Here is a 14,018-nt window from a genome sequence, read left to right as displayed (position 1 = left end):
GCTTTGGAACCACCTGATCCCATGCCGAACTCAGAAGTGAAACGAAGTAGCGCCGATGGTAGTGTGGGAGTTCCCATGTGAGAGTAGGTCATCGCTAGGTTCCTATTCCGAAAAAGCCCTTAGTTAACGCTAAGGGCTTTTTTACGTTTTACGTCCCTATAAAACGCCCTTCGGGAGACTTTGCATTTAAAAATAGTTCCATACTATTTTTTACATTCCAGGCTCGCTCAACCTACCGTAGGTCGACGACATAAAGCGTTCACCCCTGAACCTGTCAATATCAGTACATCCATGTACGTTATCGCTAGGCTCCTATTAAAAATGAAAAAGGGTATCCTATAGGGAACCCTTTTTTGTATACACGTTTTAAATAATAACCACTCAGTGTGCTTCATGAGGTCCCGGACATTGCTGCGCAATTCCGGGATGACGTTGAACTGTTTCTAAAAATAGCGCTGTCATCCCCATATGCCGTAGGCGGGGACCCCGATTCGTTAAAATGTGTCTCTAACGAAGGTGCTTCTGTTATTCCTACACTTATAATTACCCTAAAGTGCGTTTATATCTTCTTTCAATAGCGACACATCCAATAACAAGTACTTATAGAGTAATTGGCAGATGCTTTGATAAAACCCTGAATTATCAATGCGGCTCATTTTATCCAACAATAAAGGTAACCAATTAAGAACTCTATGTTGAATAAACTCAAGTTGGTCAGCACTTGCTCGTTTAGGATCTGGTGCATTAAGTGATGACAATACCAAGTTACCCAAATAATCTAATTGAATGGCAATATGGTCTGCGGGTTCATTAAACTCTTCAATCACCGCTAAACCTTGCTTTTTTAGCAGTGCCATCATTTCATCATGAGCTTGCTGAAACATCAGTTCTTCATTCGATAGATAAATTGAGGCGTACGGAGGTGCACCATTTTTATTATCCATTAAAAACAACTGAGAAAACTCAACCTTACATTCTATATAAGGGTGTTTATGAATATTAAGCTTGGCAAGACTTTGCTTGATAGCACGGACGCTTTTGGCTAGTAATGGCTCAAGCGCTAACTGATCGAGCAGTGTCGCCCCTTGTTGATTAATATACGCATTGAACTGCTCTTTGCTCAGTTCTTTACTAAGCAGAGTTGAAAACCACCAAAAGATGGTCGCTCTGATTTCAATTAACTGCTTATCTTGCATCAACTCATCTCCGTTGGTTGGTTAAAGGCAGTAACATCCGGTGCTTTACCTTTGAATTTTTCAACCTGAACGACACAAGTGAATGCGCTACAAGCTTGGGCTAGTTTTGAGGTGCCAACATCCATCGTCAAGGTGTTTGGATCGCCATAAGTATCAATTGAGCCGATCTTCTCATCGACAGGGCCATACCAGGCTCCTTCATGTATTCGTGTAACCCCTGGCGCATAGTTTGCATCGACGCGAGCACCGGCAATAAGTTGGCCACGATCATTAAATACTCTGACTAAATCGCCATCTTTGATGCCTCGCGCTTTGGCATCGTCCGGGTTGATGTATATAGGCTCGCGCCCTTGCACAGCATAGGTGTTACGAAACTCCGTAGATTCACACATTTGTGAATGCAGTCGTTTGTCAGGATGACAGGACTGTAACCATAATGGGTACTTCTTCGAGCCTGGACCACCGTGTGAACGTTCCTTTTTTTCCATCCATGTTGGATGGCCAGGGCAATCATCGTAGCCAAAGCGATCAATCTTACGAGAAAATATTTCTATAAATCCTGAGGGCGTACCAAGAGAATTTAACTCTGGATCTTTTCGGAAGTCGGCAAACTTGGTCCATAATGCGCCTTTACCAAAATCAACAAAACCTTTTTCCCAAAACTCAGCGAATTTAGGCATCTCAAATTTGCCTTTATTGGCTTCTACGCAGCCATCATAGAGATGTTTAACCCACTCCATTTCGGTGCGATTTTGGGTATACTGTTTATCGGTGCCCATGCGTTTACACAGCTCGGTAAATATTTCAAAGTCTGTTTTTGAGTGGTACAAAGGGTCCACCAGTTTATGCATGGCAATAACCCCACGACTGGAATAGCTGCCATATAGATCGATATCACTGCGCTCATATTGAGTACAGGCTGGTAGAACGATATCAGCAAAGCGACAGGTCGCGGTCCAGTTAAAGTCAACCGCAACAACCGTTTGCAGTTTTCTAAAGGCTTTCTTCATCTTGTTTTTGTCTTGATGATGATGCCACGGATTGTTGCCGCTAAATATGGCCATATGCACATCAGGGAAGGTCACTTTTGAGCCATTAGCGTCAATTGTTTTACCCGGGTTGAGAATCATATCGACCCAACGAGCGACGGGAATGACCGCACTGGCACCTTTAAAGTCATCACTTTTGTGTTTGATATGATCTGGCGAGTCTGGAATGCCAGGGAAAGCACCTGGGCCAGCAGCGCCAGTTGATGACACACCTACGCCAGAATAGTGATGCGCATAGCTTACACCACCACCGGGTAAGCCAATATAACCTAACATAGTCGCAAGTACTGCGCCCATCCAGTATGGTTGTTCACCATGTTGTTGTCGCTGAATACACCAACCATATAATAATTGAGTGCGATTCGACGCCATATCTTCGGCCAACTGTTTTAAGTCTTTGGCACTGATACCACAAATTTCGCTCGCCCATTCTGGAGTCTTAGGTTGACCATCTTTTTCACCGATTAGATACGGTAAAAAATCATCAAAACCAAGCGCGTAAGTATCAATAAATTTTTTGTCGTATAACTCTTCGGTATAAAGGTGATGTGCCATGCCTAACATCATAGCTACGTCGGTTTGTGGGTTAATGTATTGATGTTCACAATTGAGGTAGTTTTGTGTTTTGCTTTTTACCGGGTCAATACTGATCACGCGGATCTCTTTGTTGGCGACTTTTTCTTTTAGCTTGGCAAGGTACTCGTATGATTCATGGGTCTCACATGCCCAGCCAACTTGCAGGTTTTTGTGAAGGTCATTAGCCCAAAGCACAACAATTTTGCTGTTATCAAGAATATTTTCCCACGACGTGCTTTGTGCATATACTTCGGTAGAGCCTAATACGTATGGCAGTATGGTCTGCCCTGCGCCTGTTGAATAATCGCCAACTTTACGTACATAGTTACCGTGCATAGATACAGCACGAAACATATGATTACCGCAGGAATGCACTTGCCCGGTTTGACGCCAACCTGTTTGTCCGGCGTATAAGCCAGACGGTCCATAAGTGGTTTGTACACGTTCAAGTTCTTCATAGAACATGTCAATTGCTTCATCCCAAGTCACTCGTACAAATCTGAAATCACCACGTTGACTGGTATCACTTTCGTGACGTTTGAGATAATAGTCGTATCGTACCATGGGGTAACGGATGCGGCTTGGACTGTAGATAATACCTTTTATGCCATTAAGCATATCGGTCGGGTATTTATCCAGCTCAAACGGTTTTATTTTTGCGACTTTGCCACCGATAACTTGAGCGCGAAACGCCCCCCAATGGGAACCCGAAATCTTCCATTTCGCAGCCTCTTCAAGGCTTGTTGCCGCTTTAGCAACCGTTAATAAGCTTGGGCCTACTAATGATGCGGTACTACCTATCATTAAGCCTTTTAAAAATGAACGTCTGGAAATAGTCATGATCTACCCCACAGGTTAATGATCTTTATCGAATGTCGATGAATGTTTCTGCAGATACTTAAGTACAAGCGCTTGAGTATCACCATCAAGATTGACGAAGGACAACATGCCATTAAACATGCCTGGCCAAGTATTCGCGTCAAAATGATTTACCGCTGGTTGTGAATGACATACCGAACAGCTTTTGTCGTAAGTTGATTTAGCATAAACCCAAAGGTCATCCGTGGAGTCGGCCAAAGACTCTGAGCGCATCCATACCGTGACTTTAATTTCTTGCCAGGGCAAACCGGTTAATTCATCTTCGACTTCTTCGCCAGTGGCGACAACAAATTGCTCATTTTGAGCAACTTCAGGGGTTAAGAACCCGTCGTTGATGTTAAGGGAAAAGTCCTCATACATTACACGGCCATACCCTTTGTTTTTGCGCCAAACGTGTAATTCAACTTTAATGGCTTCTGCGTTACTTTCTAAGACTGTGACTTTTGTTGCGGCATTCAGTTCGCCGGCATGGGTTTTAAGTTCACTGTCTTCAAAGAGGGCCAATTGTCTTACGCTATAGTAGCTACTGCCTTCTTCAAAACTGCTGGCCGCCATCGCTTCTAGTTCGGCTAACATACCGTCACCGGAGTGCATGTCTTCAGGCAATTCGTGGGCAATACCTTTATGGCAATCTATACAGCTTTGATCGCGCTCTGCCGCCATTTTCATTTGCACCTTGGCGCGTTCACTCATATCGTCAAAGTCCATGGAGTTATAATCGTGACAATTCTTACACTCTAATGAGTTGTTGGCGGTAAATCGGTCCCATTCGTGGGTAGCAAGTTCCAAACGCTTGGATAGAAATTTTTCTCGAGTATTAATGGTGCCAAAGACCTTGCCCCAGACTTCCTTTGAGGCTTGCATTTTACGGGCGATTTTATCGGTCCAATTGTGCGGAACATGACAATCAGGACACGTTGCTCGCACCCCTGCATGGTTTTTCCAATGCACAGTACTTTGTAATTCCTGATAGACATTATCTTCCATCTCATGGCAACCAATACAAAACTTTTCGGTGTTGGTTACCTCTAGGGCAGTATTAAAGCCACCCCAAAAAATGATGCCAGCAATAAAGCCGCCAAACGCCAAAGTGCCTAAGCTGTAATGCACGCTTGGCTTGCGTATCACTCTTATAAATTCTTTTAACGATCTAAGCATATGGATTCTCGTCTCTGTTTATATATGTCTTAACCATGACCCGGAGGGCCAAAAATCAGCTGTGACATCCATACAATAAAACCATAGCCACCTACAGCCAGAGTAGTGACGATGGGAAAGAAAAATAAAATGATAAAAATGAACGCCTTAAACTCTTTGGTTCGGCTTACGTCATCTTGATTATTATCTGCGGTATTGAAGTCGCTTGGTTCGCTCACGTGCAATATCCTTGGTTGATGTTTCTAAAATAAAGTTTAGCCAATAATTATGATTGTGCCGGAGATCGAGATATCTGGTTTTTGACCACCATGGTAGGCGCTAAGATGTTGGCACTGCGAAATTCTTCGTTCACGCGCAAGGTAATATCTGTTTCTAGCGCTTTTTCATATTTGGTATCTAGCACATAGACTTTGAGTGTTAACTTATAGGCAATAAAATTGTTGGTCAGTACTTGCGATATCAACACGTTGATTGGCTTATTTAGATAGGCAAACTTACTTAATGCGGCACATTCTCGGATGATACCTTGCGCTTTGGCTAAATCTTCATTAACACCAATATGAAAAGTAATCGCCACTTGCATGTCCAGCTCACCGTAGTTACCGCAAGATGTTAATTGATTGAGAAATATATTATTGGGAATGGTGACGACGTTATCATCTAAGGTATTCATTTTGACGCTGCGCAGACCAATCGCAATAATGTCGCCATATTCACCGCCAAACAACACCCGATCGCCTACTTGAAAAGGGCGGTCAAACATGATGATAATACCGGCAACAACCGAGGCAGCTAAATCCTTCATTGCAAAACCAACCGCAACCGCTAAGGTACCACCTAAGATAGCCAATAACTCTTTACTGAATTCAAAACTGAGTAAAACGGCGGTGGAAATCGCGAAGAAGTAAATAATGAATTGAAAAAACACCAACGCCTTTTGCAATAATAGGCGCTTCTCGGCAAATACTTCCGCCAAGTCATTGACGATAGATTTGACCACCTTGAGTACAATCCATACCGTGATAAACAAAATCATCGACACAAACAGGCCGCCAGGTTTTATTACCTCAGCCAAAGTGGTAATGACCTGCAACTCCTTTGAATCTGGCACTTGTGCCATGACGGAGCTGTTAAATACAGCAAGTAATAAGATTAGAAGACGAATAGGGGGAATCATATGGCGCTCCTAACGGGGTAACAAGTTCTGGCGAGCCAGATATTTAGACACAGGACGGAACCAAAGCCATGTGATTTGATATCGACCGCTTACTTGTTCAAGGATATCTTGGGCAACTGAGGCAGATAATGCACTGTTGACTATCAGACCATGCAAACGCAGGTTGTTAACGATATCGTTGGTATTACAACGACCAAATTGGCAGATGGTACGCAATACCAATAAGGTATTGATATCGAAACTCTCTATGATTTTGTTGTCTGGGTAGGCTGGGAGTTGCGCTAAATAACCACCATATTCAACATTAATCGAAGCCGCTAAGGTGCGACACGCAATCGCCGGATTACCTTCAGCGTAGCCCCAAATAATACGATAGATACCACTTTTGTTGCGACCTTCAATGGTTTCATCTTCAACATCGACAAGTTGTCTTGGGATAATGAGTTGGCTGTAATCAACCTCAATGTTAGCCTCTTTGCAGCGTCTATCGAATAACTCGATAATCTGCTCTTCACTCCAAGGCTGCAATTCTATGGTGGCAGAATAAAAACCGGTGGCTATTCCTAAGGCACTCAGTAAAGGCCAGCTGCTATTATCAAATGTTAGTACCCAAAGACACATGCCTTTGAGCTCATTAATCCAGCCATAAAGGCGGCGAATTTCTCGCTGCCCGCTGGCTTCAGGAGTCAATAAGCGATGGCAGTTATCCATTAACACCAAATCAATTTGATTTTCTTCTAAGGCTTTAATAATATCGCCGGCTTTAACGTTTTCGCTTTCTATCTCGAGCTGTTCGCGAACTTGTTCAATTATTTCACCAAAATCTTCACTGCATCTGAGAATCAATGCGTTAGGGTGTTTCTTCTGCAGTGAATGCAAGAAAAACGTTTTTCCCATGCCACGTTCACCAGTAACCGCAATATGCGAACGCTCGTTTTGTTCGAGCATGGTCATTACTTTGTCTATCGGCTCTTCCAGCACAGATGCCACGTAGGTTTCTTCGCTTTCAATTAATATGTCAGATTGCTCCGGAGAAAGATTTGCCAATGACTTTGACTTTTCTAACAGTTCCGAATTGTCACTGAGCAGTTTTTTACGATAAATTTCGGCGGTAATACGACGTCCAGATTCAACCTTTGAAATGAGACCAAGAAAGCCTTTGGTTATGACGTAATACAACACCATGGCCAATGCTAGGTTTGCCATGGCAAAACCTTTTAGGCGGGTTCTCGATTTTAATAACTTGCTGATAAATTCTGGTGTATCACGTTCTTGATCCATGTAGGTGAAACAGTCATCACGCCACTGTTGAATAAAGAAGATATAAACCGGTAATAGTAACCATAAAAATGCAGTGAATAACCAAGATAAAATGGTACCGTGGGCAATAAAAATTTCTGCTAATTCAATACTGAGTTTGTACCAACCGACCCACCATACGGCAATTTTTAAAGACAGTGATTGCGCTCGAGTAATATTGCGCAACAAGTTTTGCTTGCCCCGTTCAATAACCTTACTGAGAAAGCTGAACGCAAAAAATGTTACACAAACCCAAAACGTGATTGTGGTTAGAACCTCTATCACCATCGGGATTTGCAATATGTCGGCACTGCGCAACATGTAATTGATAAAAATCAGCCACTCAAGCGGACTGCGAGTATGTTCGAAATACCAAACCGCTCGTGCGGCTTTGATTTTGCCTGATGTTCTTGGTCGTACGGCGAGTATTTTTTGCCGCCACTGACTAAGGCCTTCTTTAGCCCAATTGCGCCAGGTTCTAAATAAGATGATGCCTACAATAAGCATCACTAGGTTCATAAAAATATCGAGTGGAGCTGCGGCAAACCGTGCAGGTACTTCAAAAACCCGTTGAAAGGTGCCTCGTATAATGATCACCAACTGCAATCGTAAGTAGCTTAATTCCAGTTTGGCTTCGGTTACGCCATTGAGTTTGGTTGAGGTAAGCAGTGATTTGAATTCGTCACTGGCTTCATTAAATATTTGTTGCCTTAGCAAGTAGAAATTACGAATTTCACGAACTCGGGCAAACAATTCCTGATATTCAGAATCATTCTCCAGCTGTGTCATCAGTCGTAAGTCGACATGCTTGGCACTTACGCGTTCGTATAATCGTTGGGTCTTTTCTTCGATGACTGGACGCATTCGAGCATATAGCTCTTCGTAATCATCGACACTGCGAGAAAGATCGATAATCTTGCCTTTTAACTCGTCAAACTCGGTTTCAAACTGCTGTAGTAAATCATCTTCGAGGTAATTGGCATCGCCGGTGTCGACAATGTCATTATCATCGATATCTGTGTCTAACGTCTTTAGTGTAGAACTGTCTTGCTCAGATTCATCAGCCTCAGAGTTTTTTTGTTTTGAGTCACTTCGTTTTGAGTCGCTATCGTCTGCGTCTACAGCTTTATCATTAGCGCCTTTATCTTCATCGTTGGCTTGTTGTGTTTTGTCATTGCCGTCTTGATCAGTTTCAGCTGTTTTTGCTTTGTCTGATGGCGCAGGTTGCTTACTCTTTTGCTGGCTTTCTTGCTCAGTTGTTTGTTCAGCGGCAGGTTGGCTTTGTTCGCTTTTATCCGGTTGTTGTTCGGCAGAAACGCTCGGCACGAGCGCCAATAGACACAGCAGTAGAGCGAGTATCAGATATTTGTACAGACCAAGGTGTGCATTTTTATTTTTAAGGTCGCAATACACTTTTGCCAACTCTCCCGTTTAAATTATTAACTTTGAGTATGGTCTAGATTATTGATTTTGCATAAAAATATACGCAATGGTAGATGGGGAATAGGAAAAACAAAAAACCGGCTTTGAGGCCGGTTTTGATCATCAATATGGCTGTTTAGATACAGCGCAGTTGGTTTGTGCTTACTTATAGTAGCTCAGACACTTCTCAACTTCTTTTTTGGCACCAAGAATAACTTCAACTCGTTGATGAATTCCTGATGGTTCCATTTCCATAATACGGCCTGTGCTAGTCACACTCAAACCACCTGCTTGTTCAACTAGGAAGCTCATTGGGTTGGCTTCATACATCAAACGCAATTTATATGGCTTATCGGCACTTTTCGTATCCGCAGGGTAGGCAAAAATACCACCTCGCACTAAGACTCTATGCACATCACCGACCATGGCTGCAATCCAACGCATGTTGAAGTTTCTGCCGCGAGGACCATCACTACCCGCAACCAAGTCGTCAATGTAGTTCTTCATAGGCTCATGCCAGAATCGTTGATTTGACATGTTGACGGCAAATTCTGACGTTTCAGGCTCAATTTGCACATTACGTTCTGTGCGCATGAAACTGCCATGGGTGCGATCTAAGGTATAGAAGTGAGTACCATTACCTGTAGTCATCGCCAACATCGTCGATGGACCATAAAGTACGTAACCAGCACATACTTGCGAGGTACCTGGTTGCATGAAAATATTAGGATCAGACGGATCCGCATCTTCATCGACTTCCATGATTGAGAAAATGGTACCAATCAATGAGTTGATATCAATGTTGGAACTACCATCAAGCGGATCAAAAGAGACGATATATTTACCATTTGGGTTGCCTGGTACTGAAGTGTCTTCTTCTTCAGAGGAAATGGCGCGAACAAAGCCTGATTCAAGGGTGATGTCCTTAAATAGCTGATTGGCAACCACATCAAGGCGTTTTTGTACTTCACCTTGAATGTTTTCATCAAGAGTCGAGCCCATTACGCCACTCATTTGTCCTTGGCCAACACGGAAAGAAATTTCTTTACACGCGGCAAGGATTGTTTTTATTAGCGAAATCAAGTCTAAAGGCACGCCGTCTTCACGTAGCGCTGGAGCGAGTCGTTGCATGTTTTACCTGAACTTAAGAATTAATGTTGTAATATTAAGTGAAAGTTATCATTGTGAGTAACCGAGATTAATTGTACTAAAGATAGGCAGAGATAGCTAAATAAAAGTGTCAGTTTTATAGAACATTGCATGCTTTGTTGTATGGTTTTTGTTCCAGTGCTAACCACTAAGATCGTTTCTACAATCACTTATCTGGCGCATTGCACGCAAATTATCGGCAATCGCCAGCCGATTTCCAATCACTCACCCGTCAAAGCCTAGTTTAATCGCTAAATTTTATGCTTAGCCTATCGCCATTTACGTTTAAATTAAGGTATATTGACGCTTAATAATAATTCTAATCAGGTAACTTTCATGTCTCGTTTTACCAGCCTTTGCAATGTCATACTTTTGGCTATGGTATTGCTACCGCTTAAAGCATTAGCAGCTTTTGCTGACGACAAGTCATTTTTAGACGGTTTTATGCCTCTGTATATTGACGATGCTAGCGGTAAAGTCTATTTGCAAATTGATAAAATTGAACAACAGTTTTTATTTCAAAGCAGCATGCCGCATGGCATTGGTTCCAATGATATAGGCTTGGATCGCGGCCAATTGGGAAGTACCCGTTTGGTGCAATTTGAAAAGGTTGGCGATAAAGTTTTTTTACGTCAGTTGAATACTTATTACCGCGCCGATAGTGACAACGCGCTAGAACGCCAAGCCATAGATGAAGCGTTTGCCTCGTCTATTATTTGGGGGTTCAAAGTGGTCGAGCAAGACGATGATAAAGTTATTATCGATTACACACCATTTTTGTTATCTGATATCCATAACCTAGCGGATACCTTAAAAGCGACCAAGCAAGGGAGCTTTAAAATTGACAGCTCGCGCAGCGGTTTATATAGCAAACGTACCAAAGTGTTCCCTGATAATAGTGAATTAGAAGCCACCGTGACCTTCACTGGTTCTGGTGCGGGTTCGCATTTAAAATCGGTGACGCCTGACGCAAAAGCGGTCACCGTCAATTTGCATCACTCTTTGATTCGCTTACCAGATAATGATTACCAAGTTCGTCAATTCCATCCATTTTCAGGAATGTGGTCAGTAGCTTATGCCGATTACGCCAGTGCCATTGATGATCCTTTGGTGCAACGTGTGATTCCTCGTCATCGTTTAGCAAAAAAACAGCCAAACGCCAACGTAAGCGAAGCTGTCGAGCCAATTGTGTACTACTTAGACCCAGGTGTTCCAGAGCCTGTGCGTTCGGCACTGATTGATGGCGCGTTATGGTGGGATCAAGCATTTAACGCGATAGGTTATAAGAACGCATTTCAAGTGAAAATGTTACCTGCTGACGCCGATCCAATGGACGTTCGTTACAATGTCATTCAATGGGTACACCGTGCCACACGAGGCTGGTCATATGGTGCCTCAGTTGTTGACCCACGCAGTGGTGAAATCATCAAAGGCCATGTCACACTTGGTTCATTGCGTGTACGTCAAGATTACCTAATCGCCCTTGGTTTAACATCACCTTTTAAAGGCAGTAACACCGATACTAGCCGTCAAAAAGACATGGCATTGGCGCGTATCCGTCAATTATCTGCTCATGAGGTTGGCCACACACTCGGCATAGCCCATAACTTTTCAGCCAGTGTTAATGGTCGCGCATCGGTGATGGATTACCCGCATCCGTTGGTTAGCCTTGATGGCAAAGGTAATATCGACTTGAGCAATGCTTATGACGATAAAATCGGTGAATGGGATAAGCATGTAATTGATTACGCTTATGGCGACGCCAATGACCGTGCCAGTTTACGCGCTATTGTTATGGCGGCAAAAAACAAAGGCCTGAAATATATGTCAGACCCGGATTCTAGACCGCAAAGTGGTGCCGATACCAATGGTCACTTATGGGACAACGGCGAAGATGCCGTAGCCGAGCTGAAGCGAGTTGTTAAAGTACGTGAAAAAGCATTGACTGATTTTGGCGTAGATACCATAACCACAGGCACGCCATTCTCTGAAATTGAAAATGCCCTAGTGCCGATATATAACTTCCACCGCTATCAAGTTGAGGCGGTTGTCAAAGCGGTTGCTGGTGTTGATTACAGTTACGCCATCAAAGGCGAAGATGCTCAGCCATTTAGTGTGGTAACGGCGGGTCGTCAAAACCAGGCAATCGATGCTTTGTTAGATACATTAGATAGTAAGTTTTTAACGATGCCTGCGCATATTGTTGCGCTAATACCACCAAAAGCCTATGGCTATGGTCGTACTCGAGAAAGCTTTGCCAGTAATACTGGATTGGTCTTTGACCCAGTAACAGCGGCAGAATCGAGTGCTAAACATACCTTGAAACTGTTATTTAATCCGGCACGTTTGGCGCGATTGTATCAACAGCATCAAATTGACGGCAATATTCCATCGGTAACACAATTGATTGAGCGTACTCTTGAACAAACCATTGAACAAGCGGCTACCTCAGGACTATCAGTTGCGGTACAACAGCGCGTTAATCAGCAAGTACTTGATGGTCTAATCGCCTTATACCATAACGAAAAACTGGTTCCAGAAGTGCGCAGCAGCGTGTACTTAAGCTTGATTGACTTACAAGCTTGGTTAAAGAAACAGCAACAAAAAAGTGATCCGTTATACGGTCAATATTTATTGATGCAACAACAAATCGCCTACAGCTTTGAACAAGGTGATGTGGTTATTAAGCATCAACCGGCTAATTTACCACCAGGCTCGCCAATAGGCATGGCAGGAGAGTAACCATGAGCAAGCATGTTCATATTCTGGGTATTTGCGGCACGTTTATGGGCGGTATTGCGGCAATAGCCAAAGAAATGGGGTTTCGGGTATCAGGCTGTGATGCCAACGTGTATCCACCGATGAGTACCCAATTAGAGCAATTGGGTATTGAACTCAAACAAGGCTATAAAACCGAACACCTTGCCGACGAACCTGACATGGTGATTGTTGGTAATGCCATGTCGCGTGGTAACCCTATGGTTGAATATGTGATGGAACGCAACATTGCTTATACCTCTGGTCCACAATGGCTATTAGACAATGTGCTTAAACATCGATGGGTATTGGCGGTGTCTGGCACCCACGGCAAAACCACAACCAGCTCTATGCTGGCATGGATATTGGAATATGCCAAGCTTACACCGGGTTATTTGATTGGTGGCGTGCCACAAAACTTTGGTACCTCTGCACGACTAGGTAATAGCCCATTTTTCGTTATTGAAGCTGACGAGTACGACACTGCGTTTTTCGATAAGCGCTCGAAGTTTGTACATTATCGACCAAGAACGTTGATCATGAACAACCTTGAGTTTGATCATGCTGATATTTTTGATAGCCTAGATGACATCAAACGCCAATTTCATCATCTTATTCGTATGGTTCCTGGTAACGGCTTATTGCTTGCGCCAAAAGATGAGCGAGCGCTGCAACAAACATTGGATATGGGGCGATGGACGCCACTTGAACTCAGTCATGATGACAACGGCTGGCAAGCGCACAAACTATGTGATGATGGCAGCGAATATGAGGTGTACTTTGCTGGCGTAAAGCAAGGGCAGGTTAAATGGCAATTGCTTGGCGACTTCAACATTGATAATGGCTTAATGGCCATCGCCGCGGCTCGTCATGCCGGGGTGCCAGTGCCGGTCGCTTGTGACGCTTTAGAATCATTTATTAACACCAAACGTCGCCAAGAATTAGTCGGTGAGGTAAACGATATTCGTGTCTATGATGATTTTGCGCATCATCCAACGGCAATAAGTAAAAACTTGTCAGGTTTTCGCGCTCGAGTCGGGCAACAGAGAATTCTTGCGGTACTCGAGCCTCGATCTAACACCATGAAAGCCGGAGTGCACCGAGATACGCTGGCGTCGAGTCTTGATCATGCCGATCAAGTGTTCCTATATCAAGATGACAACGTACAATGGTCGGTAGAAGACATGGTTGCCGAATGCCAAGGGCAGGCATTTTTTCGCGACGATATCGATCAATTGGCAAGCTTAGTTGCAGAGCAAGCACAAGCCGGTGATCACATTGTGGTGATGAGTAATGGCGGCTTCGGTGGCTTTCATACTAAGCTTATAGAAAAGCTTAACACCTTAAATTAAGAGG

General features: G+C 43.5%; 9 protein-coding genes and 1 rRNA gene. 3 read left to right on the top strand and 7 right to left on the bottom strand.

All coding sequences use genetic code 11. The features are described from left to right. Positions 1–100: ribosomal RNA gene (gene rrf / locus HII16_RS02785) — 5S ribosomal RNA — on the top strand; the annotation flags it as partial. Between the two features lie 448 nt (positions 101–548). On the opposite strand, the gene torD is transcribed toward rrf, so the two are convergent. The 7 genes from torD to HII16_RS02750 all read right to left on the bottom strand — a co-directional run bounded on the left by torD (position 549) and on the right by HII16_RS02750 (position 9,887). Continuing rightward, positions 549–1,196: a molecular chaperone TorD gene (gene torD / locus HII16_RS02780; RefSeq protein ID WP_169127244.1), complete on the bottom strand. Its 648-nt coding sequence runs from the start codon at positions 1,194–1,196 to the stop codon at positions 549–551. Further along, positions 1,196–3,661, bottom strand: coding sequence for a trimethylamine-N-oxide reductase TorA (gene torA, locus HII16_RS02775; protein WP_169127243.1), 2,466 nt, complete (start codon positions 3,659–3,661; stop codon positions 1,196–1,198). Before torA ends, torD begins: the two co-directional genes overlap by 1 nt. A 15-nt stretch (positions 3,662–3,676) precedes the next feature. Further along, positions 3,677–4,858 carry a pentaheme c-type cytochrome TorC gene (torC, locus tag HII16_RS02770; protein WP_169127242.1) on the bottom strand — a complete coding sequence of 394 codons (1,182 nt, stop codon included), beginning with the start codon at positions 4,856–4,858 and terminating at the stop codon, positions 3,677–3,679. Positions 4,859–4,887: 29 nt separating this feature from the next. Continuing rightward, on the bottom strand, positions 4,888–5,076 hold the full coding sequence (locus tag HII16_RS02765; protein ID WP_135438079.1) for a trimethylamine N-oxide reductase system protein TorE: 189 nt from the start codon (positions 5,074–5,076) through the stop codon (positions 4,888–4,890). A gap of 47 nt (positions 5,077–5,123) precedes the next feature. Next, positions 5,124–6,035: a mechanosensitive ion channel domain-containing protein gene (locus tag HII16_RS02760; RefSeq protein WP_169127241.1), complete on the bottom strand. Its 912-nt coding sequence runs from the start codon at positions 6,033–6,035 to the stop codon at positions 5,124–5,126. 9 nt (positions 6,036–6,044) lie between these two features. Next, positions 6,045–8,669, bottom strand: coding sequence for a hypothetical protein (locus tag HII16_RS02755; RefSeq protein ID WP_169127240.1), 2,625 nt, complete (start codon positions 8,667–8,669; stop codon positions 6,045–6,047). A 249-nt stretch (positions 8,670–8,918) separates the two neighbouring features. Continuing rightward, positions 8,919–9,887: a class 1 fructose-bisphosphatase gene (locus tag HII16_RS02750; protein WP_169127239.1), complete on the bottom strand. Its 969-nt coding sequence runs from the start codon at positions 9,885–9,887 to the stop codon at positions 8,919–8,921. Positions 9,888–10,241: 354 nt separating this feature from the next. Here HII16_RS02750 and HII16_RS02745 point away from each other — a divergent pair, with 354 nt between their 5' ends. Next, positions 10,242–12,647, top strand: a complete 2,406-nt coding sequence (locus HII16_RS02745; protein ID WP_169127238.1) for a zinc-dependent metalloprotease — start codon at positions 10,242–10,244, stop codon at positions 12,645–12,647. Between the two features lie 2 nt (positions 12,648–12,649). Then, entirely contained in the window at positions 12,650–14,014 is a 1,365-nt protein-coding gene (mpl, locus tag HII16_RS02740; protein ID WP_169127237.1) for a UDP-N-acetylmuramate:L-alanyl-gamma-D-glutamyl-meso-diaminopimelate ligase, read from the top strand. Positions 14,015–14,018 lie beyond the last annotated feature (4 nt).

Source organism: Thalassotalea sp. Y01, assembly GCF_012932945.1.
Classification (GTDB): Bacteria; Pseudomonadota; Gammaproteobacteria; order Enterobacterales; family Alteromonadaceae; genus Thalassotalea_A.
The sequence above is the reverse complement of the archived record's forward strand: the minus strand, read 5'-3'. Positions and strand labels throughout refer to the sequence as shown.

Bases quoted from the DNA above. Each gene is read 5' to 3' on its own strand.
- HII16_RS02750 (WP_169127239.1), bottom strand. From the start codon at position 9,887: ATGCAACGACTCGCTCCAGCGCTACGTGAAGACGGCGTGCCTTTAGAC.
- HII16_RS02745 (WP_169127238.1), top strand. From the start codon at position 10,242: ATGTCTCGTTTTACCAGCCTTTGCAATGTCATACTTTTGGCTATGGTA.
- torC (WP_169127242.1), bottom strand. From the start codon at position 4,858: ATGCTTAGATCGTTAAAAGAATTTATAAGAGTGATACGCAAGCCAAGC.
- mpl (WP_169127237.1), top strand. From the start codon at position 12,650: ATGAGCAAGCATGTTCATATTCTGGGTATTTGCGGCACGTTTATGGGC.
- HII16_RS02760 (WP_169127241.1), bottom strand. From the start codon at position 6,035: ATGATTCCCCCTATTCGTCTTCTAATCTTATTACTTGCTGTATTTAAC.
- torD (WP_169127244.1), bottom strand. From the start codon at position 1,196: ATGCAAGATAAGCAGTTAATTGAAATCAGAGCGACCATCTTTTGGTGG.
- torA (WP_169127243.1), bottom strand. From the start codon at position 3,661: ATGACTATTTCCAGACGTTCATTTTTAAAAGGCTTAATGATAGGTAGT.